Raw genomic sequence first — 16,318 nt, forward strand, 5'->3', positions numbered from 1 at the left:
AGGGTTTGATTTGGCGCGCAATTCAAAATGTCCCAGCGTGGGACACCAGGTCTCTTGCCCTGTCGGGGCAAATGTCGGACCATCCAGAGAACGGACCATATCTTGAGGTGACACCGCCTTGGCCAAGGACCGCGGACAGGTAGACTATGGCGGCCCGCTGCGGCGGCTCGTTCTGGCCGTGCTGGTGCTGGCGCTGGCGGGCACATTCCTGCTGTGGCGCATCGACAGCCCAAGGGTCGAACGGTTCCGGGCGCAGGTCACAGACCGGATCGTGCCCAACATGGACTGGGCCATGGCCCCCGTCACGGGCACCATAAATCTCTTCCGCGATTTCCAAAGCTACCGCCGCATCGCCGAGCAAAATACCGAACTCCGGCGCGAGCTGCGGCAGATGCAGGCCTGGAAAGAAGCCGCCCTCCAACTCGAACAGGAAAACGCCCGTCTCCTCGACCTCAACAACGTCCGCCTAGACCCGCGCCTGACCTACATCACCGGCGTGGTCCTCGCCGACAGTGGCTCCCCCTTCCGCCAGTCAGTCCTCCTAAACGTGGGTGCCCGCGACGGCATCGTAGAAGGCTGGGCCACCATGGACGGCATCGGCCTCGTGGGCCGCATATCGGGCGTCGCCCAGAACACAGCACGGGTGATCATGGTCACCGACGCCTCGAGCCGCGTGCCAGCCATCATCCAGCCCTCCGGACAGCGGGCCATCGTGGCGGGCGACAACTCGGCAGCGCCCCCCATCGATTTCCTCGAAAACCCAGACCTCGTGCGCCCCGGCGACAGGGTGATCAGCAGCGGTGACGGCGGCGTATTCCCCGCCGGCCTCCTGATCGGCCAAGTCGCCGCCGACCCCGGTGGACGGCTCAGAGTGCGACTGGCCGCAGACTACGAACGGCTCGAATTCCTGCGGGTCTTGCGCCATTACGGCACGGAGCCGGTCACAGACGACAGCACCATTCTGGCCCCCGGCGGCGCAGCCCTGCTGCTGGAGACGGAGGCATCGGAATGAGCGACGTTGCCCCCTCCACCCGCCTCTGGACCATGCGGATCGCTTTTTCGGCGCTGGTCCTGACGATCCTTTTCCTGCACCTCTTGCCTCTTCAAACGGCAACGGGCGGGCTTATCTGGCCCGATTTCCTGCTGCTTTTCGCCCTCGCCTGGTCGGTGCGCCGACCGGACTATGTGCCCGCCGGGCTGCTCGCCCTGCTGTTCCTGATGGCGGACCTGCTCCTGCAACGTCCTCCGGGCCTTTGGGCGCTGCTCGCGCTGCTCGCCTGCGAACAGATGAAGGGTCAGTCCAGATCTCTGCGCGACGCCAGCCTCGCGGCCGAGATGATGTCGGCGGCGCTTTGGATCGTCGGCATCGGGCTCGCCTACCGCATCATCCTCGCCGTTTTTCTGGTCGATATCCCGCCGCTTGGCCCGGCCCTGATCCAGATCGTCGTGACGGCTGTGGCCTACCCGCTGGTCGTGGTCATCACCCACGCGCTGATGGGCGTGCGCAAACCGACACCCGGCGACATTGACGGCAAGGGAGTACGCTCATGAAACGCCCCCGCGTCGATGTCGAAGCAAACCATCGCCTGCTGACACGCCGCGCCGCGATCCTTGGCGGGGTGCAATTGGCCTTTGTCGGGGCGCTTGGGGCGCGAATGCAGTTCCTGCAGGTTGATCAGGCAGACCAGTTCCGGCTGCTGGCGGAAGAAAACCGGATCAACATCCGCCTCATTCCACCCGCGCGGGGCGAGATTTTCGATCGCAATGGTGTCGCACTGGCCCGCAACGTGCCCAGCTACCGTATCGTCATGGTCCGCGAGGATGCGGGCGACGTGGACGCGGCCGTTGATGCACTCAGCAAGCTGGTGACCCTTGACCCCGATGAGGTCGAGCGGGCACTGGCCGAAATGAAACGCTCCGCCCCGTTCCTTCCCATCACCGTCGCGGACGAGGTAAGTTGGGAGGACCTGAGCCGTGTGTCGGTCAACGCGCCCGCACTGCCCGGCGTCACGCCCGAAGTTGGCCTCAGCCGCGTCTATCCTTTGGGCTCGGACTACGCGCATGTGCTGGGTTACGTCGGCCCTGTCAGTGACTTTGACCTCGAACGGATCGAGGACCCGGACCAGTTGCTGCGTATCCCGCGGTTCCAGATTGGCAAGGTCGGGGTCGAGGCGAAGATCGAGGAAAACCTGCGCGGCAAGGCCGGCGCACGCCGGGTCGAGGTGAACGCGGCGGGCCGCGTCATGCGCGAACTGGACCGGCGCGAGGGCACGCCGGGCTCCGACCTGCAACTGACAATCGACAGCAAGCTGCAAAGCTACGTTCAGGCGCGGCTGAACGGCGAGAGCGCCAGTGCCATCGTGATGGACGTGGAAAATGGCGACCTGCTCTCGATCGCGTCGGCGCCGACCTATGATCCGAACCTGTTCGTGCGCGGCATTTCCAGCCGGGACTACAAGGCGCTGACCGAAAACAAGTACCGCCCGCTCGCCTCTAAGTCGGTGCAGGGCACGTATCCCCCCGGCTCGACCTTCAAGATGATTACGGCCATGGCCGCGCTCGAGGAAGGGCTGATTGGCCCGGACGAGACCGTGTACTGCCCTGGCCATATAGAAGTGGCCGGCCGCCGCTTCCATTGCTGGAAACGGGCCGGTCACGGCTGGGTCGACCTGCAGAACTCGCTCAAGCAATCCTGCGACGTCTATTACTACGATCTGGCCGTGAAGGTCGGCATCGAAAAGATCAGCGCCATGGCCCGCCGCTTCGGGTTGGGCGAACGGCATGACATTCCAATGTCTGCGGTGGCGCAGGGGCTGACGCCCACCATGGATTGGAAAAGCCGGGTCCACGGTCAAAGCTGGGTTGTGGGCGATACGGTCAACGCCTCTATCGGGCAAGGCTTCATGCTCGCCTCGCCGCTGCAACTGGCGGTGATGACGGCACGGCTGGCCTCGGGCACGGCAGTGACCCCACGCTTGATCAAGACGATTGACGGGATCGAACAACCCTCGGGTGCCGGGCCGAGCCTTGGCATGAACGAAAACAACCTGCGCAAGATGCGCCGGGCCATGTACGACACCGTCAACGACCGGCGCGGCACGGCCTATGGCAGCCGCATCATCGAGGATGCGGTGCGCATGGCGGGCAAGACCGGCACCAGCCAGGTCCGCAACATCACCGCCGCCGAACGCGCCCGCGGCGTGACCCGGAACGAGGACCTGCCTTGGGAACGCCGGGACCATGCACTGTTCGTGAACTTCGCGCCCTATGACGACCCCAAGATCGCCGTGGCCGTGATTGTCGAGCATGGCGGCGGCGGGTCGAAGGCCGCAGCCCCAATTGCCCGCGACATTACGCTGCAAGCGCTGTACGGCGAAGAACCCCCGCTCGAGGCTTATCCGACAAAGGACCGCGACCGCATCAAGCAGCAGCAACAGGTGCTGCGCGGCATCCAGCCCGTCGCCAATTTCGCGGGGCGCGATCAGGCATGAGTTATCTTGAGTATACGGTCAAACATGTCCCGTCGGGGCCGCGTAAGATCCTGTATCTGAACTGGCCGCTGGCATTGTTGCTGGCGGCTGTCGCGTGTATCGGCTTCCTGATGCTGTATTCGGTGGCGGGCGGGTCGTTCAGCCCATGGGCCGAACCGCAGATGAAGCGTTTTGCCATGGGCTTTGTGCTGATGCTGATCGTCGCCATGGTGCCGATCTGGTTCTGGCGCAACATGGCAGGGGTCGCATTTGCCGGGACGCTGTTGTTGCTGCTCGGCGTGGAATTCTTCGGGTCGGTCGGCAAGGGCGCGCAGCGTTGGATCGACCTTGGCTTTATGCGGCTTCAGCCCTCGGAACTGGCCAAGATCACGTTGGTGATGATCCTGGCCGCCTATTACGACTGGTTGCCCAGTCACAAGAAATCGCGCCCGTTCTGGGTGCTTATCCCCGTCTTGCTGATCCTTGTGCCTGTAGCGATGGTGCTGCGCCAGCCTGATCTGGGCACCTCGATCCTGCTGCTCGCGGCCGGGGGCGGCATGATGTTCATCGCGGGTGTGCACTGGGCCTATTTCGCGGCGGTGATCGGGGCGGTGATCGGCTTGATCACGGCGGTGTTCCAGTCGCGTGGAACCGAGTGGCAATTGCTGAAGGACTACCAGTACCGTCGGATCGACACGTTTCTTGATCCGGCTTCGGACCCGCTGGGCGCGGGATACCACATCACCCAATCGAAGATCGCGCTCGGCTCGGGCGGCTGGACCGGGCGCGGGTTCATGCAGGGCACGCAGTCGCGGCTGAACTTTCTGCCGGAAAAGCACACCGACTTCATCTTTACCACGCTGGCTGAAGAGTTCGGCTTCATCGGAGCATTTTCGCTGCTGGTGCTCTACGCGCTGATCATCCTGTTCTGCGTGGTCTCGGCGCTCGCCAACAAGGACCGTTTTGCGTCTCTTTTGACGCTGGGCATCGCGCTCAATTTCTTCCTGTTCTTCGCGGTCAACATGTCGATGGTCATGGGGCTGGCGCCAGTCGTGGGTGTGCCTCTGCCACTGGTCAGCTTTGGCGGGTCGGCCATGCTGGTTTTGATGCTGGCTTTTGGTCTGGCGCAAAGCGCGCATGTGCACAGGCCGCGGCAGGGGTATTGATGTCACATCTGGCCCCGTATGAGGCACGCACGGTTTTGACTTTGCCAGCGGTGCAACAGGACGGTTGGCGCCTCAAGCGTTATGCAATCCTTGCCTCCGGACGCTCTTTGTCTGAGGTAGTAACCGATGCGGCCAGTGCGGAAGCATTTCGCCGTCTTCCGCCGCCCGGATCACTTGAAGATGGAACAGGCAATCATGGGGTCGGCTTTCAGATCGTCCACTTTGCCGAGGTAGCCGTCGTGTCGCCCATGTTCTATTGGCAGTGGGGCAGTGTGCTGGCGAACATCCCGCAAATGCGCGCCAACTGGGATCGACCGACCGACTTTGGCGACGGCAAGACAGAGGTCGTTGGATGCGTTTGGGAGATGAACATCGTCATCCACGAGACACAGGCGTGGACCGAAATCATGTTGAGTGATGGTGGCGTGCCCTCCAAACGCCTTGCCCGCTACATGGATAGTCACGCCTGACACCTTTCATCGCCAATCCGTGTCGTTGGCATCACAATCCGCCGTTTCCCAATTGGCGCACAGGGCGCTACACCACCCACAGACAATGACCGGAGGTGCCCCATGGCCTTGTTTCACCTTGCCTTTAACGTGACTGATCTGGACGAAACCCGCGCGTTCTACGGCGGTCTTCTGGGATGTGCCGAGGGGCGCAGCACCGACACCTGGGTGGACTTCGATTTCTTCGGGCATCAACTCAGCTGCCACCTGGGCAAACCCTTTGACAGCGCCCCCACGGGCAAGGTTGGCAATTGCGACGTGCCTATGCCCCATTTCGGCGCAGTGCTGCCGATGTCTGAGTGGAGGGCGCTGGCCGAAAAGCTGGTGACCGAGGGCGTGGAGTTCGTGCTGGAGCCGCAGATCCGGTTCGAGGGGGAGCCGGGCGAGCAGTCGACAATGTTCTTCATGGACCCGTCCGGCAACCCGATCGAGATCAAAGGCATGGCCGATCTGGGCGGAGCGTTCGATACATGACCGTCAATGTCCTTTTCGCGGCCACAGAGAGCCGCTGGGCGCAGTACGAACCGCCCTTGCGCAAGGAGATGGCCGCCCTTGGGATCGACGCGCATATCGCAACCGATATTCCGGCAGATCAGGTTGACTACATCGTCTATGCCCCGAACTCCGAGGTGCAGGATTTCACCCCCTTCACCCGCGCCAAGGCCGTGCTGAACCTCTGGGCGGGCGTCGAAGCTATCGTAGGCAACCCGACCCTGCATCTGCCGCTATGCCGCATGGTGGACCCAGCGCTGACGCAAGGGATGGTCGAGTGGGTGACGGGACATATCCTGCGCCTGCATCTGGGCATGGATGCGCATATCAACGCGCCTGCCGGGACCTGGGAACCTGTGGCCCCACCCCTGTCCTTTGACACGCGCGTGACAGTGCTTGGTCTCGGTGAACTTGGCGCTGCTTGCGCGACTGCGCTTGCAGGTCTTGGCTTTCAGGTGACCGGGTGGAGCCGGTCGCAGAAAGACGTCGCGGGCGTCACCTGCCTGTCCGGAGACGCGGGGCTGGAGGATGCGCTGGCCGTCGCCGACTATTGCGTGCTGCTCTTGCCCAAGACACCCGCAACGGAAAACACCTTGAACGCGCACACGCTGGCCTTGATGCCAAAAGGTGCGCGCATCCTGAACCCCGGACGCGGGCCACTAATTGATGACGAGGCGCTGCTGGCCGCACTAGACGGCGGTCATATCGATCACGCCACGCTGGACGTGTTCCGCATCGAACCTTTGCCGGCCAATCACCCCTACTGGGCCCACCCGAGCGTGACCGTCACACCGCATATCGCGTCAGAAACGCGCCCAGCCTATTCCAGCAAAACCATTGCCGAGAACATCCGGCGCGGCGAAGCCGGAGAACCGTTCCTGCATCTGGTGGACCGCTCCGCAGGGTACTGACCCCTTGGCGGATTGCTGCGGATAACTGCCGGGTAGCCTGTTCGTTGCGGCACCGGCCCCTTACGTTCCGCGCATGGATATTTTTGGCAACGCGCTGCGCGACAGGCAGGCCGGTCACACCGGTCGGATGCTCACGATCCGGCGGGACGACGATCACGTCGACCGGCACGACCCGGCCCTTTACTTCATGCCGGACCCCTTTGCCCACGAAGCGGCCTTGCTTGAGATGGTCGAAGGGCCCGTACTTGATGTCGGGTGCGGGGCCGGTCGCACACTTCTTTGGCTGCAACAACAGGGGGTGCCTGCGGCGGGCATCGACCTGTCGCCGGGCGCGGTCGAGGTTGCGCGGATGCGCGGATGCCAGAACGTGACGCTCGGGGATGTGATGGACCCAAGCCTGCCCGTATTGCGGGCTCGCTTCAGAACGATCATTGTCTTTGGCAACAACATCGGCATTGGTGGCACGCAGGACGGGGCCAAGACATTGCTGCGACATCTGGCGCAGGCCACCGAACCGGGTGGCAGATTGCTTGTCACAGGACTGGACATCACGAACACGGACGAGCCGCACCACCTTGCCTATCATCAACGCAATCTCGACGCGGGACGTCCCCGGGGCGAGATTTCGATGCGGTTCGAGTACGAAGGCACTGTCGGTGACTGGATCCCGTGGTTTCACCCTGAACCGCAGGAACTGGATCACATAGCCATGACCAGCGGGTGGGCGGTGGACAAGATCGGCCCGGCGGGCGGGCCGTTCTTTGCTGGCGTCTTGCGAAAGGCAGGCTAGGCCGCCAGCCCCCGCCCTTTCAGCAACGCATCGACTCCGGGCAACCGACCGCGGAACGCCTTGTAAAGCTCCGCTGCATCCTCGGACCCGCCAGTGCTGAGAATATGCTCCTCCAAGGCAGCGGCCTTCTCCGGATCAAACGGCCCATCCGCCTCTTCAAAGGCGGCGAAGGCGTCGGCATCCATGACCTCGGACCACATGTAGCTGTAGTAGCCCGACGAATAGCCGTCACCGGCAAACACATGCGCGAAATGCGGGGTGGCGTGGCGCATACCGATGGCGTGCGGCATCTCGAGCCCTTCCAGCACCTCGGCCTGTTTCTGCATCGGATCAGCGGGGGCCGGACCGTCGTGGAACTCAAGATCAACGAGGGCAGAGGCGACATACTCAACCGTCTGGAACCCCATGTTGTAGGTCGCCGCCGCCAGCACGTTGTCGAGCAGCGCCTGCGGCATCGCCTCGCCCGTCTCGGCATGGGTGGCGAATTCATGCAGCACCTGCGGCACCTCCAGCCAGTGTTCATAAAGCTGGCTCGGCAGCTCCACAAAGTCGCGGGCGACGGAGGTGCCACTGATCGACTCGTAGGTCACGTCCGACAGCATCTGGTGCAGCGCATGGCCGAATTCGTGAAACAGCGTGCGCGCGTCGTCATAGGACAACAGGGCCGGATCGCCCTTGGCGAAGTTGCAGACGTTGATGACGATGGGCGTCTGCGCCTCGGGGAACTTGGCCTGCGCCCGCATGGCCGAACACCACGCGCCTGACCGTTTCGATCCTCGGGCGAAGTAGTCCCCGATAAACACGGCCACATGGGTGCCACCGCGCGTGACTTCCCATGCGCGACAGTCGGGGTGGTAGAGCGGGATATCGAGCGGCGTGAACTCCAGCCCAAACAGGCGATTTGCGCAGTCAAAGGACGCATCAATCATGCGGTCGAGCTGGAAATACGGCTTCACCTCGGCCTCATCGAGATCGTGCAGGTCCTTGCGCCGCCGTTCGGCGTAGAACCACCAGTCCCACGGCTCCAGCGGGCCGTCGATGCCGTCGGCCTTTAGCATCTGTTCCAGCACCCAGGCGTCGGCATTGGCCTGTGATTTGGCGGGCTCCCACACAGCCATCAGCAGGTCGCGCACCGCCTCGGGCGTCTTCGCCATCTCGGTTTCCAGCTTGAAGTTCGCGAAGTTCTGATAGCCGAGCAGGTTCGCACGCTCTTCCCGCAGTTTCAGGATTTCGGCGGCGATGGCCCGGTTGTCATTCTTGTCCCCATTGGCGCCGCGCGCCGTCCAGGCGCGATAGGCCTTCTTCCGCAGGTCACGCCGGGTCGAGAATTGCAGAAACGGCACGATGATCGACCGCGAGAGGGTGACAACGGGGCTGCCCGCCTCTTTCTCCTCGCCCGCCGCGCGGACGGCATCGACGACAAAGGCTGGCAGACCAGCCATGTCACTCTCGCCCAGCTTCATGTACCAGTCGCGTTCATCAGCCAGCAGGTTCTGGGTGAATGCCGTGCCCAACTCGGCGAGCCGTCCCTTGATCTCTTTCATGCGGGCATCTTCCGCGCCGTCGAGGGCGGCACCTGACCGGACATAGTTGCGATGGGTCAACATCAGCACCCGCTGCTGTTCGTCGGTCAGCTCAAGCGTATCACGTGCATCCCAGACGGCCTTGATCCGCGCAAACAGGGCCTTGTTGCTGGAAATCTCTGCGAAATGTGCGGCCAGCCTGGGGGAAAAGTCGCGCTGCAACTCTTCGCGCTTTGGATTGCTGTCGGCGCCTGTGACGGTGAAGAAGGTGCCAAGCACCTTGTCCAGATCCTTGCCCGACGCCTCCAGCGCCTCGATCGTGTTGGCAAAACCCGGGTCGTCATCGCTGTCCGCGATGGCATCAATCTCCGTCTTGTGATTTTCGAGGGCAACCTCAAGCGCGGGGGCGAAATCATCGTCTGAAATGGCATCAAAGGGGGCGATCTGGAACGGTGTCTCCCAGTCGGCGAGCAGCACGTTGGTCATGGGCAAATCTCCTTTGAACAGGATGTAGGGCGTGGGTCAGCCCGCCACCACCTGTTTGCCGCAGGTTTCGCAATCAGGGCGGCGGGCGAGCGCAATCTTGCGGCTTTCGCCGTAAAGCGCGTCATAAATGACCATCTCGCCCCGCAAGGGCGTCCCTGCACCCGTCAGCAGCTTGACCGCCTCAACGGCCATCATCGATCCGACCACTCCGGGCAGCGGACCGATCACGCCCGCCTCGGCACAGTTGGGTGCCAGTTCGGGGGCGGGGGCTTCGGGGAAGATGCAGCGGTAGCAAGGCGCGTTCTGGGCCGGGTCAAAGACGCTCACTTGCCCTTCCCACTGCGTCAGCGCGCCCGAAATCAGGGGGATGCCTGCACGCACGGCAGCGGCATTGACCCGGTAGCGCGTGTCGAAATTGTCGGTGCCGTCGATGACAAGGTCATAGTCAGCGACCAACTCATCCACGATGTCGTCCGTCAAACGCCGGTGATAGGGCCGCACGGTGACAAAGGGATTCTGCGCTTCCATCGCGGCCTTGGCGGAAAAGACCTTGGGCATTCCGATGCGATCATCGGTGTGGATGATCTGGCGTTGAAGGTTGGTATTCTCGACCGTGTCGTCATCGATGACGCCGATGGTGCCGACACCGGCTGCTGCTAGGTATTGCAAGACCGGCGCACCAAGCCCGCCCGCCCCCACGACCAGCACCTTGCCATCCTTCAGCCGTTTCTGACCCACGCCTCCGACCTCACGCAGCACGATATGGCGGGCGTAGCGGTTCAACTCCGTGTCACTGAATGGCCCGTCCTGCGCAGGTGCCACCTTGGCCTCCTCCGCCTGCGCGCGACCCCTCAACTTTCGCAGAACGGCCCGGTATCCGACCGCAATGGCCGCAAACCCGCCCACGATCAGCCACGGCGCGGGGCTTTCCCCGGTGGCCATGCGCAGCGGGTTGCCTGCGGGCAGCGCAACCTGGATCGCCAGCACCGCCACGTAAAGCAACCCGATCATGAGCCAGCGCGCCGAATGCGGCGTATTCATCATCACGCCGATACCCCAGAGCACACCGGCCAGCAGAAACACCAAAAGCATCAGCCGCGCCCCGTCGATCCAAAGCCACCGGCACCCCGGGCCGTGTCATCGAGCGTATCGACCACGTCGAAGGTCGCTTGCACCACGGGCGCCAGAACCATCTGCGCAATGCGCATTCCGTGCGTCACTTCGAAGGGCTTATCGGCGGTGTTCAAGACAATCACCCCGACCTCACCCCGATAGTCACTGTCGATGGTGCCGGGACTGTTCACGAGCGCAATGCCATGTTTCAGCGCGAGACCGGAACGGGGCCTCACCTGCACCTCGAACCCTTGCGGGATTGCCATGGCGAGACCCGTTGGGATCAGCGCGCGTTCGGACGGGGCAAGGCTCACGCCCACGCGATCCGGGAAATTGGCGCGCAGGTCCGCCCCCGCCGCGCCCACAGTTTCATAGGCGGGCAAGGCAATCTCGGGATCCGATCCCGCGACACGCATTATTTTCAGGGACACACTGCTCATCTTCACTACGCCAAATAAACTCAAATCCTGCCCCGACCAGACGCGATCAGTTCAGCGCATCCGCAATCCTCTGTGCCAGGCGTGCTGCCACCTCGTCCTTCGACATCCGCGGCCAAGGCTCTGCACCTTCTTCGGAGATCAGGATAACTGCATTCTCAGACCCGCCCATAATACCCGTTTCCGGCGATACATCGTTGGCGACAATCCAGTCACAGCCCTTGCGCGCGCGCTTGGCCGTGGCATGGGCCTCGACCTCATCGGTTTCGGCAGCGAATCCGACGACGAGTCCGGGACGGCCATCCGTCATTTGCGCCACGCCCGCCAAGATGTCCGGATTCTCCGCAAATTCCAGCACTGGCAACCCGTCCTTCGATTTCTTCAGCTTGCGATTGCTGGCCGATGCCATGCGCCAGTCAGCAACGGCGGCCGCAAAGACCGCGGCGTCGGCAGGCAATGCACTGTGCACCGCGTCATGCATTTGCTGTGCGGTTTGCACTTTCACCACGTCTGCCCCCGCTGGCGGCGCAACATCGGCAGGACCGGTGACAAAAGTCACCCGCGCGCCCGCCGCGATGAACGCGCGGGCCAGGGCCGTACCCTGCGCGCCCGAAGAGCGGTTGGCGATGTAACGCACTGGATCGATTGGTTCATGAGTGGGGCCGGAGGTCACAAGGACATGTTTGCCCGCGAGCGGCTTAGGCCCGAAATGCGCTTCAACCGCTCCCACGATTTCCAGCGGTTCCGACATGCGCCCCGGTCCGAATTCGCCACAGGCCATGTCGCCGTCTTTGGGCCCCACGACGGCAACGCCGTCGCCCGCAATCTGTGTCATATTCCGCTGCGTGGCCGGATGATCCCACATGCGCACGTTCATCGCAGGCGCAATCATCACGGGCGTGTCCGTTGCGAGCAGCAAGGTCGAGGCCAGATCATCTGCCCGCCCCTGCGCCATCTTTGCGATGATATCCGCCGTCGCGGGCGCCACCAGGATCAGGTCGGCGGACCGGGACAGCTGGATATGCCCCATCTCGGCCTCGTCGGTCAGATCAAAGAGGTCGCGATAGACCTTCTCTCCCGCCAGTGCCGATACGGACAGCGGCGTCACGAATTGCTCGGCCGCGCGGGTCAGAACCGGCGTCACAGCCGCACCTCGTTCCCGCAATCGCCGGATCAGGTCGAGCCCCTTATAGGCCGCGATCCCGCCCGTCAGGATCAGCAGAATACGTTTGTCTTGCAGCATGTTGGCCCGTCCGGCTGGCTCTGGTCGGTGTGACAATAGGGGCAGGTGGCATCAAGAACCAGCCCCAGTGCCAAGAGGGGGCCGGCCCCCTCGGCCTTGCGGCCTCACCCCCGGGATTTTTTGAAACAGGGAATTCGAACCGGTCCGCATCAGCGGCAAACACCGCGGGGCGGTGTTTGAGGTTCGAATGGGCGGAGCCCCGGACCGCTTTGCGCTATTGATTGAAGACCGCGCAGGGGTCTTCACGGTCCGGACTGGATGCACCGTTCAGGGTCCACGAATAGACACCCTCGGGGGGCTCCTGCCGTTCTCCCTGTCCGACGCTGGTGACATCTAGGTCCGGCTGTACGCGCGACAGATACACCGGCACGCCCCAATCCATCCGCGCGTGGCCATTGCCTGTGATCAGCACAACAGGGCTACCGTGGGTGTCGAGCGCGTCCATCACCGTGCGCGCAAAGGCGGCATCGCGCAGCCGCTGCGCCTCGACCATGCCGCCCATCATCTCCAGCGGCATTGCTTCGCAATGGGCGTCGAACTGGGCCTGTTCTCGGACGGCTTGTTCGTCCTCGGGCAGAGCCGTTGTCAGGCCAAAGCGTTCCGCATCAGGACCAAAGACCGCCGCCGCGCCATCGGTAAAGGCACCACGCATATCATCACGGGACAAGGCCGCGCCTACAATCACCGGGCTTGCGGCCAGTACATCGGCATAATCCGCTATATTCGACCAATGAAAACCGTCGGCCGCTGCGGCCATGCTGTCAGGATTGCGAGGTGCGTCGCCCAGCGCATCGGCTTCTGCAGGCGTCAGCATCTCGTACACGACCGCTGTCGGTTCGATGAGGCGAATGGCCTTGGCCTGCTCTGCGTGATGGGTCGCGTTGTCGTGAAATTCCCCAAGGATCAGCACATCCCCGCTGAAATCACTCCAATCGGTGGCTGCAAATGAAACTGCCGCCGGCGACAGCGTCGCGGCGGCGGCAAGCAAAGCGGTTCTGAACATCATCCTCATGCAAGGAAATGATGGACCTCGCGGCTTTGGTTTTCCAGTGCCTTGCGCATTTTTGTGAAGGCGGCGGCTTCAAGCTGGCGCACACGCTCTTTCGAAAGGCTCAGCTCCTGACCAAGGCTTTCCAGCGTACGCGGGTCCTCACGCAGCTTGCGCTCACGCACGATGAAGCGCTCGCGCTCGTTCAAGCCATTCAGGGCTGTGAGCAGCCATTCACGCAATTGCTCGGTGTCGTGCGCGTGCTCCACCGTCTCGGCAGCCTGCGCGCTGTCATCTTCCAGCGCATCAATCCACTCGCGACCCTCGTCATCGACCGATTGCGTCGCATTCAGCGAATAGTCGGACCCTGACAGCCGACCCTCCATCATCTCCACATCGTGCAGGGGCACGCCAATCTCGGTCGAGATCATCTGGCGCAGCTGGTGCTTGTCCAGCGTCTCACCCGCCGCAGCACTTTCACGCTCCAGCCGGGCCTGCACGCGCCGCATGTTGAAAAAGAGGGATTTCTGGGACGACGTGGAGCCGGTCCGCACCATCGACCAGTTGCGCATCACGTAATCCTGGATCGACGCCTTGATCCACCATACCGCGTAGGTCGAGAAGCGCACGCCGCGGTCCGGGTCGAACTTGTCGGCCGCTTTCATCAAGCCAAGACCCGCTTCCTGGATCAGGTCGTTCATAGGGGCGCCATAGCGTTTGAACTTGGATGCCATGGAGATCGCAAGACGCATGTAAGCCGTGATCAGGCGATGCAGCGCCGCTTCATCACGCTCATCGCGCCACGCGTAGGCCAGTCGCAATTCTGTCTCTGCATCAAGCAACTCGGCCTTCATCGCTGTGCGTGACAGCGACATATCTCGGACATTATCCAACGCCATTTGTCATCCCCCTGGATGGTTATGCTTGTTTTGCGCACTTGACCTCTTTACGCAGCACCTCGCCGATTGGTTCACTTTTGAGACTAAAAAATGTTGCCAGCCCTGACCCTCGTTCTAGGTGGAGCCGCTTCCGGCAAATCGCAGTGGGCGGAATCTCTTATTCTTAACAGTGGGTTAAATCCGGTGTATCTCGCTACATCCCGGATCTGGGATGAAGAAATGCAAGCCAAGGTCGATTTGCACAAAGCACGGCGGGGTGCGGAATGGACGACGGTCGACGCTGCCAACGGGGTCCGTGACGGGCTGGCCGGAGCGGGTCCGGATCAAGCGCTGCTGCTGGATTGCGCCACGATGTGGTTGACCAACCTGATGATGGACGAGGCGGACATTGTCGATGCTCAGGCCTCGCTCCTCACCGATCTCGCGCGCTGTGCCGCGCCGGTCGTGGTCGTATCAAACGAAGTCGGTCAGAGCATTGTGCCCGAAAACGCGCTTGCCCGACGATTTCGCGAGGCGCAGGGACGGCTCAACATCGCACTGGCGGCGCAGGCCGACACCGTCTGGCACGTGCTGGCCGGTCTGCCGCAACTGCGGAAGGGCGATGCACCATGACCACGTGGCACTGGGTTCGGCATGGGCCCACGCACCAGAAGACCTTTACCGGTTGGCGAGATGTACCTGCGGACCTCAGCGATGCCGGCGCCGTCGCGCGCCTTGCACAGCACCTGCCAGCCGATGCGCTTGTGATCTCTTCCGACCTGACACGGTCGGTCAACACGGCCACCGCAATCCAACAGACCCGCACCCGCCTGCCCCACGACCCGGCCTTGCGCGAGTTTCACTTTGGCGTCTGGGACGGCGTGCATTTTTCGACCGTCGCCGACTGGCATCCTGACCTCAGCCGCGCCTATTGGGAGCAACCCGGTGACCACACCCCACCCGGTGGCGAAAGCTGGAACGCATCCGCGGCAAGGGTCGCGATGGCCGTACGCCGGATCGAGGCGGCACATCCCGGTCGCCACATCATCGCGGTGGCGCATTTCGGCGTGATCCTGACGCAGGTGCAGGCGGTGCTTGGGCTTACCGCGCAAGAGGTTCTGGCGCACAAGATCGACCCGCTGTCGGTCACGACGCTGAACCGCGCAACAGGCAAGGCCGAGGTCATCAATCACCTGCCGTGATGGCTGTGACCACAAACTTGCGTTGGGCAAACATGTCGGCCTGCGCCTAGCCTGCTTCCATGACTTACGACCTCTATATCGGCGACCGCACCTTTTCGAGCTGGTCGCTCCGCGGGTGGCTCATGCTCGAGAAATTCGGCCTGCCCCACCGCGCCCACATGATTGGCCTCTACTCCGGCACGATGGCCGACGACATGGCCCCACTGGCCCCGGCTCGGCTAGTGCCCGCCCTGAAGCTGCCCGACGGCACCGTGGTAGGCGAAAGCCTCGCCATGGCAGAAACACTCGCCGAACGGCACCCGGAGGCCGGGTTGTGGCCCGCCGATCCCTCTGCTCGCGCAACGGCCCGTTGGCTCTGCGCCGAAATGGCGGCAGGCTTCACCGCTTTGCGCGGCGCTTGTCCCATGCAGTTGAAACACGTGAACCAGGGTTTTGCCGTCTCCGACGACGTGCAGCGCGATCTCGGCCGGATCGAGACGCTCTGGGCGCACGCAGCCAAGTTCAAGACAGACGGTCCATGGCTGTTCGGTGCCTACTCACTGGCCGACGTGTTCTACGCCCCGGTCTGCGCACGCATCGTGGGCTACGACCTGCCGGTGTCCGAGGCGGCGCGCGCCTATTGCACGACGACAATCACAGACCCGACATTCATGGCGTGGCGAGCAGAGGGTCAGAAGGTGACCTATGATCCATTCCCTTACGAAATGGATCTGCCCAAAGGGGCATGGCCCGCCTAGCGCTGCAGAAACTTCTTCCGCGCCTCACGCGCAATGTTGTAGCGCAGCTCCAACTGCGCGAGCTTTTTCATAGCCACCTTGCGCGCACTTTCATCGCGCAGGGTGGCAAGATGCGCGCGGTGCGCATCCATGGCCCTCTTGATCTCGATCTCTTCCGGAACAACGCCAGCCTGCGCCATGATGCGAAACCCGGCGGCATCGGCCGGATCGACAACAGCCTGCTCGGGCCGGGCAGGCAAAGGCTTACCCTCACCCTCCAGCCCCGAAAGCTGGCCCTGCACACGGGCCTTTTCGATCTGGCGTTCGATCAGCCGCCTGAAACCACGTGACATGCGCGCATTTTACCCGATGCAGCCTGTCTTGGCGACCGCGG

At 63.0% G+C, this 16,318-nt stretch carries 18 protein-coding genes; 11 read left to right on the top strand and 7 right to left on the bottom strand.

Features of this window, described 5'->3' with window-relative positions; all coding sequences use genetic code 11:
• Positions 1 to 118: 118 nt before the first annotated feature.
• From mreC to KUV51_RS17625, 8 genes are all read left to right on the top strand, one after another.
• Entirely contained in the window at positions 119 to 1,012 is an 894-nt protein-coding gene (gene mreC / locus KUV51_RS17590; protein ID WP_222522745.1) for a rod shape-determining protein MreC, read from the top strand.
• On the top strand, positions 1,009 to 1,551 hold the full coding sequence (locus tag KUV51_RS17595; RefSeq protein ID WP_222522746.1) for a rod shape-determining protein MreD: 543 nt from the start codon (positions 1,009 to 1,011) through the stop codon (positions 1,549 to 1,551). Before mreC ends, KUV51_RS17595 begins: the two co-directional genes overlap by 4 nt.
• Positions 1,548 to 3,491, top strand: coding sequence for a penicillin-binding protein 2 (mrdA, locus tag KUV51_RS17600; RefSeq protein WP_222522747.1), 1,944 nt, complete (start codon positions 1,548 to 1,550; stop codon positions 3,489 to 3,491). Before KUV51_RS17595 ends, mrdA begins: the two co-directional genes overlap by 4 nt.
• Complete coding sequence (gene rodA, locus KUV51_RS17605; RefSeq protein ID WP_222522748.1) at positions 3,488 to 4,636, top strand: rod shape-determining protein RodA; 1,149 nt, start codon at positions 3,488 to 3,490, stop codon at positions 4,634 to 4,636. The genes mrdA and rodA overlap by 4 nt, the downstream gene beginning before the upstream one ends.
• Positions 4,636 to 5,106 carry a hypothetical protein gene (locus KUV51_RS17610; RefSeq protein WP_222522749.1) on the top strand — a complete coding sequence of 157 codons (471 nt, stop codon included), beginning with the start codon at positions 4,636 to 4,638 and terminating at the stop codon, positions 5,104 to 5,106. The genes rodA and KUV51_RS17610 overlap by 1 nt, the downstream gene beginning before the upstream one ends.
• Before the next feature lie 102 nt (positions 5,107 to 5,208).
• Positions 5,209 to 5,619: a VOC family protein gene (locus KUV51_RS17615; RefSeq protein WP_222522750.1), complete on the top strand. Its 411-nt coding sequence runs from the start codon at positions 5,209 to 5,211 to the stop codon at positions 5,617 to 5,619.
• On the top strand, positions 5,616 to 6,548 hold the full coding sequence (locus KUV51_RS17620; RefSeq protein ID WP_222522751.1) for a 2-hydroxyacid dehydrogenase: 933 nt from the start codon (positions 5,616 to 5,618) through the stop codon (positions 6,546 to 6,548). Before KUV51_RS17615 ends, KUV51_RS17620 begins: the two co-directional genes overlap by 4 nt.
• A gap of 73 nt (positions 6,549 to 6,621) precedes the next feature.
• Positions 6,622 to 7,338 carry a class I SAM-dependent methyltransferase gene (locus KUV51_RS17625; RefSeq protein ID WP_222522752.1) on the top strand — a complete coding sequence of 239 codons (717 nt, stop codon included), beginning with the start codon at positions 6,622 to 6,624 and terminating at the stop codon, positions 7,336 to 7,338.
• On the opposite strand, the gene KUV51_RS17630 is transcribed toward KUV51_RS17625, so the two are convergent.
• The 6 genes from KUV51_RS17630 to KUV51_RS17655 form a co-directional block, all read right to left on the bottom strand.
• Positions 7,335 to 9,347, bottom strand: coding sequence for a M3 family metallopeptidase (locus KUV51_RS17630; RefSeq protein ID WP_222522753.1), 2,013 nt, complete (start codon positions 9,345 to 9,347; stop codon positions 7,335 to 7,337). The genes KUV51_RS17625 and KUV51_RS17630 overlap by 4 nt on opposite strands.
• A gap of 36 nt (positions 9,348 to 9,383) precedes the next feature.
• A complete protein-coding gene (locus KUV51_RS17635) occupies positions 9,384 to 10,439 on the bottom strand; it encodes a HesA/MoeB/ThiF family protein (protein WP_222522754.1) in 1,056 nt (351 codons plus the stop codon).
• Positions 10,439 to 10,900, bottom strand: coding sequence for a dUTP diphosphatase (dut, locus tag KUV51_RS17640; protein WP_222522755.1), 462 nt, complete (start codon positions 10,898 to 10,900; stop codon positions 10,439 to 10,441). The genes KUV51_RS17635 and dut overlap by 1 nt, the downstream gene beginning before the upstream one ends.
• 46 nt (positions 10,901 to 10,946) lie before the next feature.
• Positions 10,947 to 12,140, bottom strand: a complete 1,194-nt coding sequence (gene coaBC, locus KUV51_RS17645) for a bifunctional phosphopantothenoylcysteine decarboxylase/phosphopantothenate--cysteine ligase CoaBC (RefSeq protein WP_222522756.1) — start codon at positions 12,138 to 12,140, stop codon at positions 10,947 to 10,949.
• Positions 12,141 to 12,354: 214 nt separating this feature from the next.
• The gene (locus tag KUV51_RS17650) at positions 12,355 to 13,146 is read right to left on the bottom strand and encodes a ChaN family lipoprotein (protein ID WP_222522757.1); all 792 of its coding nucleotides are present in this window, start codon (positions 13,144 to 13,146) and stop codon (positions 12,355 to 12,357) included.
• 2 nt (positions 13,147 to 13,148) lie between these two features.
• Positions 13,149 to 14,027: an RNA polymerase factor sigma-32 gene (locus tag KUV51_RS17655; protein WP_222522758.1), complete on the bottom strand. Its 879-nt coding sequence runs from the start codon at positions 14,025 to 14,027 to the stop codon at positions 13,149 to 13,151.
• 90 nt (positions 14,028 to 14,117) lie between these two features.
• Between KUV51_RS17655 and cobU the strand changes: the two genes are divergently transcribed.
• The 3 genes from cobU to KUV51_RS17670 are packed head-to-tail and all read left to right on the top strand — an operon-like array spanning position 14,118 to position 15,945.
• The gene (cobU, locus tag KUV51_RS17660; RefSeq protein ID WP_222522759.1) at positions 14,118 to 14,639 is read left to right on the top strand and encodes a bifunctional adenosylcobinamide kinase/adenosylcobinamide-phosphate guanylyltransferase; all 522 of its coding nucleotides are present in this window, start codon (positions 14,118 to 14,120) and stop codon (positions 14,637 to 14,639) included.
• Positions 14,636 to 15,208, top strand: coding sequence for a histidine phosphatase family protein (locus KUV51_RS17665; RefSeq protein WP_222522760.1), 573 nt, complete (start codon positions 14,636 to 14,638; stop codon positions 15,206 to 15,208). Before cobU ends, KUV51_RS17665 begins: the two co-directional genes overlap by 4 nt.
• 59 nt (positions 15,209 to 15,267) lie before the next feature.
• Positions 15,268 to 15,945, top strand: coding sequence for a glutathione S-transferase (locus KUV51_RS17670; protein ID WP_222522761.1), 678 nt, complete (start codon positions 15,268 to 15,270; stop codon positions 15,943 to 15,945).
• On the opposite strand, the gene KUV51_RS17675 is transcribed toward KUV51_RS17670, so the two are convergent.
• Positions 15,942 to 16,277 (bottom strand): DUF1992 domain-containing protein, encoded by a 336-nt coding sequence (locus KUV51_RS17675; protein WP_222522762.1) that lies wholly within the window; start codon positions 16,275 to 16,277, stop codon positions 15,942 to 15,944. The two genes, KUV51_RS17670 and KUV51_RS17675, sit on opposite strands and share 4 nt — an antisense overlap.
• Positions 16,278 to 16,318: the final 41 nt, after the last annotated feature.

This window comes from Tateyamaria omphalii, from assembly GCF_019802125.1.
Classification (GTDB): Bacteria; Pseudomonadota; Alphaproteobacteria; order Rhodobacterales; family Rhodobacteraceae; genus Tateyamaria; species Tateyamaria omphalii_B.